General features: G+C 59.8%; 14 protein-coding genes. 5 read left to right on the top strand and 9 right to left on the bottom strand.

Annotated elements, in window-relative coordinates; all coding sequences use genetic code 11:
• Window positions 1-31: 31 nt before the first annotated feature.
• From GA0061101_RS16415 to GA0061101_RS16400, 4 genes are read right to left on the bottom strand one after another with little or no spacing between them, the layout of a single operon-like run.
• Window positions 32-1,690 (bottom strand): thiamine pyrophosphate-binding protein, encoded by a 1,659-nt coding sequence (locus GA0061101_RS16415; RefSeq protein WP_092574183.1) that lies wholly within the window; start codon window positions 1,688-1,690, stop codon window positions 32-34.
• The gene (gene caiB, locus GA0061101_RS16410; RefSeq protein ID WP_092574181.1) at window positions 1,687-2,889 is read right to left on the bottom strand and encodes a succinate--glutarate CoA-transferase; all 1,203 of its coding nucleotides are present in this window, start codon (window positions 2,887-2,889) and stop codon (window positions 1,687-1,689) included. Before caiB ends, GA0061101_RS16415 begins: the two co-directional genes overlap by 4 nt.
• Window positions 2,890-2,907: 18 nt before the next feature.
• Window positions 2,908-3,867 (bottom strand): DMT family transporter, encoded by a 960-nt coding sequence (locus GA0061101_RS16405; protein ID WP_092574179.1) that lies wholly within the window; start codon window positions 3,865-3,867, stop codon window positions 2,908-2,910.
• Between the two features lie 19 nt (window positions 3,868-3,886).
• Window positions 3,887-4,819 (bottom strand): alpha/beta fold hydrolase, encoded by a 933-nt coding sequence (locus GA0061101_RS16400; RefSeq protein WP_047558107.1) that lies wholly within the window; start codon window positions 4,817-4,819, stop codon window positions 3,887-3,889.
• Between the two features lie 165 nt (window positions 4,820-4,984).
• Here GA0061101_RS16400 and GA0061101_RS16395 point away from each other — a divergent pair, with 165 nt between their 5' ends.
• The 4 genes from GA0061101_RS16395 (at window position 4,985) to metF (ending at window position 9,626) form a co-directional block, all read left to right on the top strand.
• Window positions 4,985-5,731, top strand: a complete 747-nt coding sequence (locus GA0061101_RS16395; protein ID WP_037202771.1) for a ribonuclease T2 family protein — start codon at window positions 4,985-4,987, stop codon at window positions 5,729-5,731.
• Between the two features lie 125 nt (window positions 5,732-5,856).
• Window positions 5,857-7,506 carry an energy-dependent translational throttle protein EttA gene (gene ettA / locus GA0061101_RS16390; RefSeq protein ID WP_037202770.1) on the top strand — a complete coding sequence of 550 codons (1,650 nt, stop codon included), beginning with the start codon at window positions 5,857-5,859 and terminating at the stop codon, window positions 7,504-7,506.
• 190 nt (window positions 7,507-7,696) lie between these two features.
• Complete coding sequence (locus GA0061101_RS16385; RefSeq protein ID WP_047558106.1) at window positions 7,697-8,722, top strand: ArsR/SmtB family transcription factor; 1,026 nt, start codon at window positions 7,697-7,699, stop codon at window positions 8,720-8,722.
• A 1-nt stretch (window position 8,723) separates the two neighbouring features.
• On the top strand, window positions 8,724-9,626 hold the full coding sequence (metF, locus tag GA0061101_RS16380; protein WP_037202766.1) for a methylenetetrahydrofolate reductase [NAD(P)H]: 903 nt from the start codon (window positions 8,724-8,726) through the stop codon (window positions 9,624-9,626).
• A gap of 427 nt (window positions 9,627-10,053) precedes the next feature.
• On the opposite strand, the gene GA0061101_RS16375 is transcribed toward metF, so the two are convergent.
• The 5 genes from GA0061101_RS16375 to GA0061101_RS16355 form a co-directional block, all read right to left on the bottom strand.
• Window positions 10,054-10,980: a DMT family transporter gene (locus GA0061101_RS16375; RefSeq protein ID WP_092574177.1), complete on the bottom strand. Its 927-nt coding sequence runs from the start codon at window positions 10,978-10,980 to the stop codon at window positions 10,054-10,056.
• Between the two features lie 162 nt (window positions 10,981-11,142).
• Window positions 11,143-12,387, bottom strand: a complete 1,245-nt coding sequence (locus GA0061101_RS16370; protein ID WP_037202763.1) for a lytic murein transglycosylase — start codon at window positions 12,385-12,387, stop codon at window positions 11,143-11,145.
• 79 nt (window positions 12,388-12,466) lie between these two features.
• Window positions 12,467-13,258: a glycoside hydrolase family 25 protein gene (locus GA0061101_RS16365; RefSeq protein WP_037202761.1), complete on the bottom strand. Its 792-nt coding sequence runs from the start codon at window positions 13,256-13,258 to the stop codon at window positions 12,467-12,469.
• Window positions 13,259-13,472: 214 nt separating this feature from the next.
• Window positions 13,473-14,093, bottom strand: a complete 621-nt coding sequence (locus GA0061101_RS16360) for a class I SAM-dependent methyltransferase (RefSeq protein WP_052212368.1) — start codon at window positions 14,091-14,093, stop codon at window positions 13,473-13,475.
• 50 nt (window positions 14,094-14,143) lie between these two features.
• Complete coding sequence (locus GA0061101_RS16355) at window positions 14,144-15,391, bottom strand: BtaA family protein (protein ID WP_037202756.1); 1,248 nt, start codon at window positions 15,389-15,391, stop codon at window positions 14,144-14,146.
• Between the two features lie 192 nt (window positions 15,392-15,583).
• Between GA0061101_RS16355 and GA0061101_RS16350 the strand changes: the two genes are divergently transcribed.
• Window positions 15,584-16,972, top strand: a complete 1,389-nt coding sequence (locus tag GA0061101_RS16350) for a serine hydrolase domain-containing protein (RefSeq protein WP_092574173.1) — start codon at window positions 15,584-15,586, stop codon at window positions 16,970-16,972.
• Window positions 16,973-16,985: the final 13 nt, after the last annotated feature.

Below are 16,985 nucleotides of genomic sequence, written 5' to 3'. Positions count from 1 at the left end.
GGCGTGGTTTGGAAGGCCGGTGGGCTCGCGCTCACCGGCCTTTCGTTTGAGCGATTTCCGTCAGGGTGCGCGAGGGCGTGATCGCTTCCGGATCGAGCGCAATCTCGATGATCGCCGGTTTGCCGCTGGCACGGGCCCGCTCGAATGCCGGGCCGAATTCCTCCGTCGTCATCACCGTCTCGCCGTGGCCGCCATAGGCGCGGGCGAGGGCGGCAAAATCAGGGTTATTCAGTGCTGTGGCGCTGACACGGCCGGGATATTCCCGCTCCTGATGCATGCGGATGGTGCCGTACATGCCATTGTTGATGACCAGCGCGATCAGCGGCAAATCATATTGAACGGCAGTCGCGAATTCCTGGCCGTGCATCATGAAACAGCCGTCGCCGGCAAAGCAGATCACCTCGCGGTTCGGAAACAGCTGCTTGGCGGCGACCGCTGCCGGCAAGCCGTAGCCCATTGATCCCGAGGTGGGGGCCGCCTGGGTGTTGAAACGGCGGAAGCGATGGAAGCGATGCAGCCAGGTCGCATAGTTGCCAGCGCCGTTGGTGAAGATCGCATCATCAGCGGTATTGGCTTCGATCCAGTCCATGATGCGGCCCATGTGAACCGCACCGGGGCTTCTCTCCGGCGTCTTCGACCAGGCAAGATAAGCGGCATGCATGCGTTCGGTGCGTTCGCCCCAAGGTGTTTCGCTCGGTGCATCCAGATCGGCCAGCGCCGCGACGAAATCAGTGGGACTCGCACAGATCGCCAGATCTGGGCGGTAGACGCGGCCAAGCTCTGACGGGTCGGGATGGACGTGGACCAACTGCTGGCGCGGGTAGGGGATATCCACCAGCGTATAGCCGGAGGACGGCATCTCGGAGAGGCGCCCACCCAGAAGAATGAGCAGATCCGCCTCCTTGATTTCTTTGGCGAGCGCCGGATTGATGCCGATCCCAACATCGCCGACATAGTTCGGATGCAGATGATCGAACAGCATCTGGCGACGGAAGGAACAGCCGACCGGCAGGCTGAAACGCTCCGCGAATTGCCGGATGCCGGCAACCGCCTCCTCATTCCAACGTGTGCCGCCGAGAATGACCATCGGGCGTTCCGCCGCTATGAGGCGCCGATGAAGATCGGCGAGCTGACTGCGGGCGGGATATGCGGCGACAGGCATATATGGCTTGGCTTCCGGCGCTTCGACCTCGTCGCGGAGCATGTCCTCGGGCAGGGTCAGTACGACGGGGCCGGGACGCCCCGACGTCGCGACCGCGAAGGCACGGGTGACGAATTCCGGGATGCGGGCAGCATCGTCGATCTCGCCGACCCATTTCGCGAATTCGGTGAAGGCGCGGCGGAATTCCACTTCCTGGAAGGCCTCGCGCTCGCGGGCGTCGCGCTGAACCTGACCGATGAAGAGGATCATCGGGATCGAATCCTGCCGGGCGATATGCAGGCCTGCGGAGGCATTGGTTGCGCCAGGGCCGCGGGTGACCATGCAGATGCCCGGCTCTCCCGTCAGCCGGCCCCAGGCATCCGCCATCATCGCCGCACCACCCTCCTGACGGCAGACAAGCACCTTGATGTCGCTGTCATGCAGCGCATCAAGCACGGCAAGAAAGCTCTCGCCCGGCACGCAGGAAATACGCTCTACGCCATTGGCCTTCAAAGCTTCGACAATGAGTTGGCCGCCCGTTCGCTTCATATCTTCGCCTTTCCCTCCAGTTCGGCCAATTCGGCCAGAACCTCCTCCTGATGTTCGCCGAGGCGCGGGCTCGGCCGTGTATAGGTCAAGGGCGTCTCCGACAGAACGATCGGCGTCCGCACGCTTGGGATCATGGTGCCGACGCTGTCCTCGAGATCGATCCGCAAACCGCGCGACTTGATCTGCGGATCGGCGAACATGTCCTCGATCGTATTGATGGCGCCGGCCGGTACGGCATTGTCCTCGCAGGCCTTCAGCAGATCCGCCTTGTTCCAGGTCAGCGTCCTCACCGATATAAATGCCCGGACTTCGTTGCGGTGGGCGACGCGGGCCTTGTTGGTCGCATAGCGCTCGTCGTCGGCGTGGGCATCGATGCCGAGAATTGCGCACAGGCGGCGGAACTGCCCATCATTGCCCACAGCCAGAATGAGATAGCCGTCGGCGGTGGGAACGACCTCATAGGGCGAGATATTGGGATGGGCATTGCCGAGGCGCACGGGCGGTTTGCCCGATATCAGATAGTTCATGTTCTGATTGGCGAGCACGGCCGACTGCACGTCGAGAAGCGCCATATCGACGAGCTGGCCTTCACCGGTCTTGAGCGCATGGATCAGGGCGGCCTCGATTGCCGAGACCGCATAGATACCGGTGAAGATATCGGCAATCGCAACGCCTGCCTTCATCGGTTGGCCGTCGGGCTCGCCGGTGATCGACATGAAGCCGGATATGCCCTGGACGATGTAGTCATAGCCTGCCAGGCCGGCATAAGGCCCTGTCTGTCCGAAGCCCGTGATAGAGCAATAGACGATCCTCGGATTGATCCTTTTCAGGCTTTCGTAGTCCAGGCCGTATTTGACCAGGCCGCCGAGCTTGAAATTCTCGATCACGACGTCGGCCGTCTTCACCAGCCGGCGCACGAGCTCCTGACCCTCTGCGTTCTTGAGGTCGGCGACGATGGAACGCTTGCCGCGATTGGCCGAATGATAATAGGCGGCCGAGAGATTTTCGCCATCCTTGCCCTCGACAAAGGGCGGGCCCCATTGGCGCGTGTCGTCGCCGCCGTCGGGATTTTCCACCTTGATGACGTCGGCGCCGAGATCGGCCAGCATCTGCCCCGCCCAGGGGCCGGCGAGCACACGAGCAAGCTCGATGACTCGAATACCGGACAGCGGAGGTTTCTTGGTTTTCTGGTCTGTCATGTCGACCCGCTCTCTCGCTTAAGGCGTGAATGCTGTTGCAGATGTATCGGATACCGGCTTGGAAGCAAAGCGCCGCTCGCGCCAGAGAATGTAGAGCCCGGAGCCGATGATGATGAATATTCCGAGCCACTTGATCGCATCCGGAAAGTTGCCGAAGACCAGCCAGCCGAAGATCGTCGCCGAGACGATCTCGAAATATTGCAGGGGCGCAAGCGTCGAGGCTGGCACGGCACGATAGGCGTGTACGGTGAGGATGCCGGCGGCGGCGGCGCTGGCGCCGACGCCGAGCAGATAAAGCATGGCAATCAGGTCCGGCAGGACGGGGTCGAGGATGGCAGAACCAGTCGCACGGCCAATCGCAAGCAGGATCAGGCTGAAGCCGACGCCCCATATGCCCGTTTGAAACTGCATCGACCATGCATCCTCGCTATGGGAGACGACGCGCGTGATCATCACGTAGACGGCGATGCAGAGCGCGGTGACGACGGGCAAAAGCGCCACGAAACCGACCTCTTCGAAGCTCGGCTGGATGATCAGCATCGCGCCGAAAAAACCGACGGCGCAGGCCGTGTAGCGCCGCCAGCCGATGGTTTCCTTGAGGAAAATGCTGCTGAGAATGGTCAGCATCATCGGCTCGACGAAAAAGATGGCGATGGCATCGGCGACTTCCATGACCTGCAGCGTCGTCACGAACGAAACCATGGACAGCGTGAGCACGCCGGCGCGGATGGCATGCACGCCGCTGCGACGCCATGTCCATACGCCCCATTGTCCAAGCATGGCCATCATCGGCAGCGCAAAGAGCGATTGGAGGATGAAACGCGCGGCGGTGACTTCAGCCGGCGGAATGGTGGCTGCCGCGAGCTTGGAGAATATGTCGATGATCGGCGAGAGGACGACGGAGAGGAACATCATCAACAGGCCGAAGGTCAGCTCCGACTGCGGCAATCGAAGCGAGGTGCCGCTGCTGGCATTCATTGTAGAATTCCTTTGAGAATCAGTTCCTTGCCGTCACCTTCTCACACCAGTCGGCAAAGTCGGAAATGGCTTGGGCGGCGCCGATTTCGTTCAGCGTCTCGTGCCGCATGTCCGGATGGATCGCGGTTGTAATATGAGAGAAGCCGGCATTTTTCAAATGGTTTGACAGCCAGGAAATCGCTTTTCCGTTGTCGGTCGCGGGATCCTTGCCGCCTCCCGTCAGATGAATCGGCATGTCACGCCGCAGCCGGTCGAGATAGGTTTTCTGCGGGGCGCGAAAGCTGAGCTCGAATATGTCAAGCCAGAGCGAGACAGATGCATTGAAGCCGCAGAGCGGATCGGCGATGTACTTGTCCACCTGCTCGGGAACGCGCGAAAGCCAGTCGAACTCGGTGCGGCGGTTCGGGATGGATTTGCCCCAGGTAGCGAAGGTCAGTTTCGGCAACGGCCCGCTGGGGACGTCCGATCCTTTGAACATGCGCTCCGTCTTCAGGATGAGCTGGGCGGCGCGGCCGGCGAGGCCGGGATTGAAGTTGGAGTTCCAGACCGCGACGGCATCGAATTTGTCCGGATGCGTGACGACCGTGTTGAGGCTGATCAATCCTCCCATGGAGTGACCGAAGAGAATGATGGGCAGGCCGGGATGGGCCGTCGCGGCAAGCTCGCGCATGGCCAGCACATCAGAGATGACCTGCCCGACGCCGTTTCTTCGCGCGAAACGGCCGATTGGAGCGTCGGCAGCAATAGTCTCGCCATGGCCGCGATGATCATGGGCATAGACATGAAAGCCGCGCGCGGCCATGGCTTCAGCAAAAGCTGCGTAGCGGCGTGAATGTTCGGCAAGGCCATGAGATATCAGGAGGATGCCGCGTGCATCGCCTTTAGCCGGCGAATGATGATAGGCAATCGTCGCGCCCGTCGGGCTTTCCAGGCGTTGCGTCTCGGCGAACATGCATGGTTCCTCCCCATTTGGACGAAAGGTCATCATTCGGTTGATTGCAACGGATAACGATCGAAGCCCACAGAAATAAATCTTCGCAAACCATGTGATTCAGGGTTGCATCTACTCAATCAAACTGCTTATTTGTTCCTATAATGTTCTAATTGGAGGCATGAAATGAAGCATTTGCTTCGGATATTTGCGGTTGTGCTCCTTTCGGCCGGAACGATCGCCAGCGCGGCGGCGCAGGAGCAGAGCAGAGGGCGGACGCGCTTTATACTGGCGGCGAGCTGGGAGCCGGCGTTTTGTGCGACGAACCAGAAGAAGGCGGAATGCCGGAACCAATCGTCGAACAACTATGACGCCACAAATTTCTCGCTGCACGGCCTCTGGCCGATGCGGCAGGAATATTGCGACGTTTCGGACGATTTGAAACAGGCCGACCGCAGCAGCGATTGGAAGGATCTACCGGCGGTTCAGCTGTCGCAGGAAGTCAAGGCAAAGCTCGACAAGGTCATGCCGGGCACCCAGTCCGGCCTCGAACGCCATGAATGGATCAAGCACGGCACATGCACGAAGCTCAGCGCCGATCAGTTTTTCTCGACCGCTGCCGGTTTGATCGCCGAACTCAATGCATCGGCCGTGCGCGATCTTTTCGCTGAGAATATCGGCAAGGAGCTGGATGCCGAAACCATCAAGGCCGCCTTCGACCAGAGCTTCGGCGAGGGTGCCAATGCGCGCATCAAGATGAGCTGCCGCCGGGTCGGCAATACCAGGATGATTTCGGAATTGACGATCGGCCTCTCCGAAGATGCGATCGATCCGCAGCAGGGTGGCGAGCCACGGCTTGGCAAACTGATCCAGGGTGCCGGCAGCACGTCGTTCGGGTGCGATCGCGGCGTGGTGGATGCGGCCGGTTTCTGAGGAAATACGGGCTTTATGACTCGGATAATGCCCTCGGACAAGGTTTCGCCGTTGCCCGAGGGCGGGGTTTCGCCTACATAGCGGCACAATTCACAATGTTGTTCGCCCGTGGAGTAACCCAAGCTATGGCACGTCAGTTCATTTATCATATGGCCGGTCTGAATAAGGCCTATGGCGCCAAGAAAATTCTCGAGAATATCCATCTCTCCTTCTACCCCGATGCCAAGATCGGTATTCTCGGTCCGAACGGTGCAGGTAAGTCGACTGTGCTGCGGATCATGGCCGGTCTCGATAAGGAGTATACCGGCGAGGCCTGGCTGGCCGAGGGTGCCACCATCGGCTATTTGGCGCAGGAGCCGCAGCTCGATCCGGCGAAGACGGCGCTCGAAAACGTCATGGAAGGCGTTGCGGCGAAGACTGACGTCCTCAATCGTTACAACGAACTGATGATGAACTATTCCGACGAGACGGCGGAAGAGGGCGCTAAGCTCCAGGACATCATCGACAGCCAGAATCTCTGGGACCTGGAAAGCCAGGTTGAGATGGCAATGGATGCGTTGCGCTGCCCGCCTGGCGATGCCGACGTCACCAAACTCTCCGGCGGCGAACGCCGTCGTGTGGCGTTGTGCAAGCTGCTGCTGTCGCAGCCGGACGTGCTGCTGCTCGACGAACCGACTAACCATCTCGACGCCGAAACCATCGCCTGGTTGGAAAAGCATCTGCGTGCCTATCCGGGCGCCGTGCTGATGATTACCCACGATCGCTACTTCCTGGATAACGTCACCGGCTGGATCCTCGAACTCGACCGCGGTCGCGGCATTCCCTACGAAGGCAACTACTCCTCCTACTTGCTGGCGAAGGCGAAGCGCATGCAGCAGGAAGGTCGCGAAGAGGCCGGTCGCCAGAAGGCGATCGCTCGCGAACAGGAGTGGATCGCTTCCAGCCCGAAAGCCCGCCAGTCGAAGTCCAAGGCCCGTATCCGCGCTTATGACGAGTTGGTCGATGCCGCCGAGAACCAGCGTCCCGGCGATGCGCAGATCATCATTCCGGTCGGTGAGCGTCTCGGACAGGTGGTCATCGAGATGGAAGGCATCAACAAGGGTTATGGCGACCGGATGTTGATCGAAGGTCTGTCGCTGAAGCTGCCGCCGGGCGGTATCGTCGGCGTTATCGGTCCGAACGGCGCCGGCAAGACGACGCTTTTCCGCATGATCACCGGCCAGGAAAAGCCGGATAGCGGCAGCATCCGCATCGGCGACAGCGTTCATCTCGGCTATGTCGACCAGAGCCGTGACGCACTCGATGGCGGCAAGACCGTCTGGGAAGAGATCTCCGGCGGCGCCGAAGTCATCAAGCTCGGCAAGTATGAAATGAATTCGCGCGCTTATTGCGCGACCTTCAATTTCAAGGGCGGCGACCAGCAACAGAAGGTCGGCAACCTCTCGGGCGGCCAGCGCAACCGCGTGCATCTTGCCAAGATGCTGAAGGCCGGCGGCAACGTTCTGCTGCTCGACGAACCGACCAACGACCTTGATACGGAAACGCTTGGCGCTCTCGAGATCGCGCTTGAAAACTTTGCCGGTTGCGCCGTCATCATCAGCCACGATCGCATGTTCCTTGATCGTCTGGCCACGCATATCCTCGCTTTCGAAGGCGATAGCCATGTCGAATGGTTCGAAGGTAACTTCGAGGATTACGAACAGGACAAGATGCGCCGTCTCGGCGTTGACAGCATCAATCCGAGCCGCGTCACCTATAAGCGCCTGACGCGATAAGCTTCTGCTTTTGCTCTTCGAAAACCCCGGCTTGACCGGGGTTTTTGTTTATCTCGCGCCGGCATTCGGTGTTCCGTTTTCGGCAGAAACTAACAGATTTCCGACGTCAAACCGCGTCGGCGATCGTTTGGCTCTTGCAGAACGCGCCCAAATCACATAAAGATATCTTTATATCTTGATTGGGTGTGGAATGACTGATGTTGTGAAGCTCGGCTTGGATGAGGTTGTGGACGTGCTGAAAGCCGTCGGCGAGCCCACGCGGCTGCGGCTGCTGGCACTCCTTGCCGCCGGCGATCTGACAGTCACCGATCTTACCGAAATTCTCGGCCAATCACAGCCCCGCATTTCGCGGCATCTGAAACTGCTTGGAGAAGCGGGCCTGATCGACCGCTATCAGGAGGGCGCCTGGGCCTATTTCCGCCTGAAGCAGGACGGCAAGGCGGTGATGATGGCACGAACGCTTCTGCGCCATACGGCGGAGAAGGATTCCGTGCTGTTGCGCGACGGGGAGCGACTTGCTTCCGTGAAGCGCATTCGCGCCGAGCGCGCGCAAGCCTATTTCAGCCGGAATGCTGCCGAGTGGGATGAGCTGCGCCGTCTGCATGTCGCCGATGAGGATGTCGACAAGGCGCTGATCGAATTGATAGGCCCGCAGCCGATCGATTCCTTTCTCGATCTCGGTACCGGCACGGGCCGGATGTTGCAGCTGTTGGCAGGTCACTATCGCCGCGCCATCGGCATCGATGCCAGCCGCGACATGCTGGCCGTAGCCCGCGCCAATCTCGACCGTTCCAACATCATGGCCGCGTCGGTGCGTCAGGGCGATATTTTCAACCTGCCGCTCGAGCAGCAGGATTTCGATCTGATCACCATTCACCAGGTACTGCATTTCCTTGATCAGCCGCAGATCGCGGTTGCGGAAGCGGCGCGAATGCTGCGGCCCGGCGGTCGGCTTGCCATCATCGATCTCGCGCCGCACGGGCTGGAATATCTGCGCGATGAGCATGCGCATCTGCGTCTCGGTTTCTCGCATCAGACCATATCCGATTGGCTGAAATTGGCCGGGCTCGATGTCGAGCAGGTACAGGACCTTCATTCGGGGAGGGAAAGCGGTCAGGCGTTGACAGTCACGATCTGGCTGGCGCGCGACCCGCGGTTGCTGATGGCAGCCGAGCAGGACCGCCAATCGTCCCCCATTCTTGCCGGGAGAGTTTGACATGTCTTCTAAATCCGAAAATGGCCAGGGCGGTATCCGCATTTCCTTCGAGTTCTTCCCGCCAAAGTCGGAAGAAGCCGAGCAGCAGCTATGGAATACGGTTTCGGAATTGAGCGAATGGGAGCCGGAATTCGTTTCTGTGACATATGGAGCGGGCGGATCGACCAAGGCGCCGACGCTCTCGGCCGTTCGAAAGATGATCCATGAGACGCCGTTCACGACTGCTTCGCATCTGACTTGCGTCGGTGCGACGCGCGAGGATACGCATCGGGTGATCGACGAATTTCTCGCCACCGGCGTCCGCCGTTTCGTCGCCCTGCGCGGCGACCCGCCGGGCGGTGTCGGTTCCGCCTACCAGCCGCATCCGGGCGGCTATGCCAATGCCGCCGAACTGGTGACCGCGCTGCGTGAGCGGGGGGATTTCGATATTTCCGTATCGGCCTATCCGGAAAAGCATCCGGAGAGCCGCGATACCGTAGCCGACATCGATATGCTGAAGCGCAAGGCTGACAACGGCGCAGACCGCGCCCTGACGCAGTTCTTCTTCGATAATGATGCCTTCGAGCGCTATCATGATCGCGTTCGCGCAACCGGCATCAAGATCCCGGTCGTGCCGGGCATCATGCCGATCCAGAACCTGACGCAACTGAAGCGCTTTGCCGGTGCCTGCGGTACCAGCATTCCGTCCTGGCTCGATGAACGTTTCGATGGTCTCGACGAAAATACCGATGAGCGCGCCAAGGTCGCGGCCGATGTCGCCGCCGAACAGATCCAGGATCTGATGCGTCGCGGCATTCACGAGTTTCATCTCTATACGATGAACCGCTCGCCTCTCGTTTCTGCCGTCCTCGAGCGGCTGGGCCTCCAGCGCAAGGTGGATGCTCGGGCGGGCGCTGCCGCCTAAGGTTGCCACACAACACATGAAAAAGCGCATGTCCCTCCCGGGCATGCGCTTTTTTAATGGAATAGTCGTTTTGTTAGCTTTTCGGAGTTCGGTCGCCTGCGGTGATCGTCATGCCGTTAGATGAAAAGCATCGTTACGACGAAAATGAAGGCCGCACCAACCACTAGGACGTTGATGGATCGCGTCAATCCCATGTCTTCCTCCTCAGTCAGCCGTTAAATTTTATGTCGATAATGTGTCGCTTGGAAAGAGAATTCGATGCTGCGGCGCGGTATCCGGTTGGCGTTTTGATTCATGGTTTCGCCTTAGCGAATTGATTTCATTAAATAAATCTCCCTTGTTTGCCGCCTGGCCCGCTGTGAATAAGTGTTAACGCATACCTATTCCCAACGCCGTGTATGACTTATTTCGGGTGGAGGGGTGCGGATTATGCCGCGCCGGCGCGCATGCCATGCCTTATCCATGCGTAGGTGCGGCCATCAAGGATGAGCAAGCCCAGCGCGATGAGCATCATGCCGGCGATCTCGGTGAAGCCGAGCCGTTCACCCAGGAAAAGAAAGCCGAGCAGCATAGCGCTTGGCGGCACCAGGAGGGTGACAAGCGAGGCGTTCGTCGCGCCGGCAAGCGCCATGATGCGAAAATAGAGGATGTAGGCGAAAGCGGTCGATAGCAGGGCTAGCCCTAGAATGGCTGCTATCGCGGCGGCCGGCGGTGTCGCCAGCGTCCAAGGCTGGTCTATGACCAGGGCGACCGGCAACATGATGAGCGAGGAGCCGGTCAGCTGGCCCGCCGCGACGACGGTCGGCGCGATGCCTTTGAAGCGCTTGGCGTAAATCGCCGCAAAGCCATAGGAAATTGCCGCGATGATCGGCAGCAGCAGCGCCCAGAAGGGCACAGAAGCGCTGTTGGTCACGCTTGGCGCGAGCAGGATGACCGTGCCGACGAGCCCGGCGAGGCAGCCGGCCAGCTTGGCCGATGTCAGCCGCTCGTCCGTCGTCAACTGATTGCCGATCAGGACCGTCCAGATCGGTGTGGTTGCGTTGAGGATAGAGGCAAGTCCCGCTCCCATCTCTGTCTGGCCGAAGAAGATCAATGTGTGCGGTACCGCATTGTTGATGAGGCCGAGCATCAAGAATTGCCGCCAATGGCTCCGCAGCGCCTGATAGATCCCGAAACGGCCAGCGAGATAGACATGCAATGCCGCCGCTGCCAGCGACAATCGCAGAAGGACGAGTGTGAAGGGTGGGACATGGTGAACGGCAATACGGGCAAAGAAGAACGACCCGCCCCAGATCAGCCCGAGCAATAGCAGCAGGCCCCAGGTGAGTGCACTCATTCGGTTTTCGCTGTCCATCGCCGTTCCTCCCATTTCGGCTCATGTAAACCGGGAGAGAGCGGGGTCCCACCCGTTTCCTGCGACACCGGGCAGAATGGGTTTCTCTGAGCGTTCGGGGAGAGAGGAGCTCAATTAAAAAGGCGGCTTGCGGCCGCCTTTTTGATAGGGAAGCAGGAAAACTCAGAGTGCGCCGAGAAGCGCCGAAGTCGCCCAGCCATCGGCCGGCATGCCGAGGCGGAACTGTTCCTTCTGAATGGCGATGCGCGTGCCGGAGCCGAGAATGCCGTCGATCTTGCCGACATCGTAGCCGCGCGCCACAAGCTTGGTCTGAAGCGTTTTCATATCGACATCGTTCAGGCCCGGTTCCGGCGTGCCCTTGTTATAAGGCGGAGCACCGGCGAAACGGGTGGCGAAATAGGCGGCGGAGGTCGTGTAGATGAACGACTGGTTCCATCCGAGATAGGCGTTGTAGTTCGGATAGGTCAGGAAAGCCGGACCCTTGCGGCCCTGCGGCAGGATGAGGGCGGCCGGCAGCGAGCCGAAACTTGTGTTGCCGTCGCGCGGCTTGACGCCGAGCTGGAACCAGTCGGCGGCGGTGAGCGTGCCGCCGATGCCGGATTTCTCCCAGGGCAGATTATCCGGCACGGTTACTTCCTGCAGCCAGGGCTGACCGCGCTGGAAGCCGAGATGCTGGAGGAATCTTGCCGTCGTTAGAATGACGTCGGGCGCGCTTGTCTTCAAGTTGACGTGGCCATCGCCATCGCCATCGGTGCCGTACGCGATGATATCAGGCGGCAGCATCTGCGTCTGGCCGATTTCGCCGGCCCATGCACCTGTCGTGGTCTCCGGGTCGACATCGCCGCGCTGCACCAATTCGATCAGCGCGATCAGACGCGGACGGAAGAAGTCCGGCCGACGGCAGTCATGCGCGAGGGTGACAAGCGCGTTGCGGGTGTTGAAGTTGCCCTGAACGGCGCCGAAGTCGGTTTCCATCGCCCAGAAGGCTGTGATGACGCCGGGGGCGACGCCGTAGTCTTTTTCAGCCTTTGCAAAGACGTCGGCATACTGCTTCATCTTCTGGCGACCGATATCCAGGCGCCCCTGGCTGACGGTGCGCTGCGAGAATTCGAGGAAGGTCTGGCGGAATACGCCCTGACCACGGTCCATGGAGAGAACCTTGGGATCGATTTGCGCGCCAGCCAAGGTCCTGTCGGCCGCCGCGGCATCGGCGCCAGCCGCAATTGCTTCAGCCTTCACACCAGCCAGGAAGGGTGCAAGATCACCGCCGCAAGCCACCTTGGGAGCGCTGACGCCATCCGTGCTCGGTGCGGCGGCTGGGGCCGCGCTCTGAGCCATCGCCGCGCCGGTTATGGCTGAGGCGAAGATCAACGCGAGTGCGTTGCGTCGAATGGTGTAACGGTCCATGGGCGATCCTCTCTAGTGATAGAATAGGGTCGCTTTCACAGAAGATTGTGACATAAGCAAGAGAGAAATAGCGTCAAACTCAAGAATTTCCTTGCTTCTGTACTGCCGCCACCCAGCTGTGCCAATTTTGCTCGGAACCGGCGAAGACATTGATATCCATCGGCCCTTTGATACCGGGGATAAGGCCGGTGGATGTATACTGCCAGAAGGCCCAGTCACGATTCGCGTAAATCTCCTTGGGATGCTTCGCGACCGAGCGGACCCAGAAGTGGTAATCCTTGAAATAACCAGCGAGATTTTCGCGGTGGAAGTCGACCGAGGTGTAGATGATCGGGCGCTTGCCGTAATAGGCTTCGAGGCGATCCATGAAGCGCTTCATTTCCGTCCGCACCGTTTCAGGGGCCGGTCTCGTGCGGCAGGTCGGCGAGCTGGGGTTCCATTCGACGTCGATGACCGGCGGAAGCATTGTGGCGTCCTTCGGTACGTTGCGGATGAACCAGTCCGCCTGATCGTCGGCAGTCGAGCAGAAATAATAGAAATGATAGGCTGTGTGAAGAAGTCCCGCAGCGGCAGCTTCGCGCCAATATTCGGTAAAGCGCGGATCGATGCGGTCCTTGCCTTCCGTCGCCTTGATAAAGGCAAAGGCCACGCCGGAAGACTTGACGGCCTGCCAATCGATATCGCCCTGGTACTTGGAAATATCGATGCCGTGGATGGGATGGCGGTCAGGATGGTCGCGGCCGAAATCCTGCGGCTTTGTATCGCTGAACCTGGTCTTGGGAAGCGACGCCGTCGAAAAAGCGTCGTAGCCCATCGTGCAGCCATTCAAAAAAAGGGCAAGCGGCATTAAGCACAACAGAAGCCGGCGCATGAGTATCCCGTTATGACGCGAGTGATCTGGCTGCCCCAAGACTTGGCTTCCGTATTGTGGTCCCCGAAAATCCAAAAGAGCGGCAGGCCAAGCTGCTGTCAGCCGGCCTTGCCACTTTATTCACCATATCAACGTAAAAAATGCGTTATCTTCAAGCAAATTCTTATGCTTGAAGCACGATGGCACCGTATTTCTCGCCGAATTCCGCCGCCGCTTATGCGGCTTGCTTGGCGACGACGGCTCTCCAGGCGTAGCCACGACCGATCTTTTCGGTCTTGAGCGTCATGCCGCGCGCCTTTGCCTTCTCTTCCAGTACCGTCAGAAGATCGGCGCGGGGGGTGACGTGGAATTTCTTCAACCATCCTTTAAGAAGGGTCCGGAACCAGCCCGGCAGACCTTCTTGCTGGCCAAAATCGACGACGTGCAGTTCGCCACCGGGGGCGACGGCACCAAGCGATGCATCGATTGCGCTCGTCCAATCCGGGATCATCGACAACGCGTAGGAAACCATCACGCGGTCGAATCCATCAGTGCCGAAATCGGTGGGTGAAAACGTGGTGGCGTCTGCAACGCGAAAATCCGGCATCTGCTTCAGGCCGCGAAAATTGTTGCGCGCCGAAATCAGCATCTCCTGCGAGATATCAAGGCCATAAAGCTTCGCGGAAGGGAAATGCCGGTAGGCCAGCAGCATGTTACGGCCCGTACCGCAGCCCACTTCCAGCAATGAGCCACCCGGGGGCACGTTAAGCTGCTCAATCGTGCGGTCGCGTCCGAAGAGGTAGTATTTGCGGGTCAGATCGTAGATATGCCGCTGATAACGGTACATGCCGTCCATCAGCTTTGCATGATTGTTCGAGCCGGTTTCCGTGCCCGTATCCGCCTGGCTCACGCTTTTTTCCCGTAAATGTGGAAGCCGCCATAGATCGCCGAACGATCCTGGGCATTGAGCTCCTGCGAACGCTCCTCGAAATAGACCCACTGGTCGCGGATGGCCGGTGACAGGCGGCCCTCGATGATGCTCTTTTCCGCAGCCGTGCGGAAAATGACGCGAGCGCCTTCGCGCGCCGTGCGGGTGATTTCCGCCCAAAGGCCGTTGAGCTGCTCATCGGTCATCCAATCCTGCGCGTCGAGCAAGACGTAACGATCGCGGGAGGCTGCCGGCTTGGAGGCCAGGAGTTCGGTGAAGTTGGCGTGATGGACATCGACGCGGTCGGCATTGGCGCGGATTGCGGCATAATGCTCCGGCTTAAGGTAGGTGGGCAGGGGACCCTGATGCTGGCCGGCGTAGCGGCGCGCGAAGGCTTGCCACGCAAAATAGTTATCCCGCATCGGGAAGTGGCATGCCAGCTTTTCCAATCGATGCTTCAATACGGCAGAAATCGAATCATCGCCGGCAAGGCTTGCAAGCTCATCATATTGCTGTGGCGGAATGCCGAGACCGAAGAGCGAGCTCTTGCGACCGAGCAACCAGCGAACCGCCGGCCTGTCGAAGATCGGGGCGATCTCGTTTTCGAAGAACTGGCGCTGCTCGCGGAGAGTGCGGGCTTCCGTCATCCCGGCGAGGCGCACGCCGTGCAGGCGCGCCAGCACATGCGCGGCACCGATGAAGCGGCCGAGGAGACCGGTCTTGTAAATGTTACGATTGAAGACCGTGACGCGGCGACGACCATACATGTCGCGGCCACCCCAATAGGAAGCGGTAGCTTCGTCCAGCCGCGGCGCGATAAACTGGTCGTAGGCCTGGCTGTTGGCGGCAACGCCTGGCGTGCCGAAGAAACGCACCAGATCCGCATGGCCGGGCAGCAGCCGGAAAGCTGCCAGCTTCAGCTTGTTCAAAGCAATGTGGTGGCGGTTGAGATCGACCACATCGATCGAGGAAGGGTTCTGCGAAAGGTAGGCGAGCATATTGCAGCCGCCAGAGCCGATGGTAACGATGCGGTGATGTGGCTGGAGTTCCATCGCCTCCATGTCGACATCAGGATCCTCCCAGATTTGCGGATAGACAAGACCGGAAAACAGCATGCCGAAGAGGCGCTCCGAAAGGCCGGCCTTGGACAGCGCCTTATGTTGCAGCAGAGCGTCCTTGAGTTTCCGGTTCTTTTGGAGACCGGCGTCTGGGGCGAATTCCGTCATCTGAGTCTTGTCACCAATTTGTCAGGGTTCAGCGCGTTTAACCCGGCAATGCTACAGTCTGATGACGCGGGCTGTTGGCAGATTCGGTCGAGATATGGCCCTGCACATATTTGAGTGGCGGCAGCGACGATAGCTCTTTCATCTTGCTGCGTTTCCTGCTTGTCTCCGCCTACCTTTTGGAGGGTATGTGACATGCGTTTGATATCGAGAGTGATCGGAGCATTTGTTGTTTTGCTGCTGGTCATTGTCGCAGGCGGAGCCGTCTGGCTCTCTGTTTACCCGCCGGAATTGCTCAGGGTCGGCGATGGCTATGCCGCCAAGATGGTGTGTTCCAACACGTTTGTCGCCAAACGGGACCCGGATCAGGTGCTGGCGGATGACGTGCAGGCACCGGGCAATCCGGCGTTGAAGCTTATCCATGTTTCGGTCGATCGCGACGAAGGCGTCGTCAGAGCGCGCTTCCTTGGAATGTTTGCGCCTAATTATGCGCTCTATCGCGGTGCGCTCGGCTGCACGACGGTGCCCGATGGCGATCTCCAGGCAGCACGCGGCGCGGTCTTCCTGAACAAGCTGAAGACGCCGAAGAGCGATGCGTTCTGGCCTGATGGCAATACGGTCACGCTCGGTTCGGGTGAGCAAGACGCCAAGTTTGCTAAGCTGGTGGCAAACCCGGATCTTGCCGGGCCAGCGATGCGCGCCGTTGTCGTCGTCAAAGACGGGCATATCGTAGCCGAGGCCTATGGCGACGGTTTCAACGAGGGAACGCCCCTGATTGGCTGGTCTATGACAAAGACAGTCAACGCCGCCATCATCGGCCGCCTCATGTTGGCCGGCCGCATGTCTTTCGACGACCAAAATCTCCTGCCGCAATGGAGTGGCGATGCGCGCAAGAATATCAAGCTCAGCGACCTTCTCGCCATGGAAAGCGGTCTTGCCTTCAACGAGGCCTATGGCGACGTATCGGACGTGACCCGCATGCTTTATCTCGAGCCGGACACGACCAGCATCGTGGCCAATGCGCGCCAGGTGGCCGCGCCTGGAGAACGCTTCAACTATTCCAGCGGTACGGCAACGCTACTCTCAAGGCTCTGGATGAACCGGCTGCCGAACCTGAGTGCGGCCATATCCTATCCGCGCGAGGCGCTTTTCGGGCCGCTTGGCATGCACAGTGCGGTGCTCGAGGCAGATGAGCGCGGCACCTATGTCGGCAGTTCCTATCTCTACGCCACCGCTCGCGATTGGGCGCGTTTCGGGCAATTCCTGCTCCAGGATGGCGTCTGGAAAGGACAGCGCTTGTTGCCGGAGGGCTTTGTGGGGGCCATGCGCACGCCGACGACGGCTTCGGAAGGGGTGTATTCGCAAGTTCAGGCCTGGCTCGCCGGTCCCGGCGGTTCGAACGCGCAATTCGGCTTGCCCCCTGATACTTTCTGGATGAGTGGTCACGATGGCCAGACTGTTGCCATCGTTCCTTCGGCCAATCTTGTTGTGGTGCGGATGGGATTGACGCCGGCCTGGGCGGATTACAGGCCGCAAATTCTGCTCAAGCGGATCCTGGATGCAACAAAGCCGGCCACAAACTAGGCCGGCTTTCCAA

This window comes from Martinezella lusitana (assembly GCF_900094565.1).
GTDB classification, from domain to species: Bacteria; Pseudomonadota; Alphaproteobacteria; order Rhizobiales; family Rhizobiaceae; genus Rhizobium; species Rhizobium lusitanum.
This window is presented reverse-complemented; position numbering and strand designations above follow the sequence as displayed.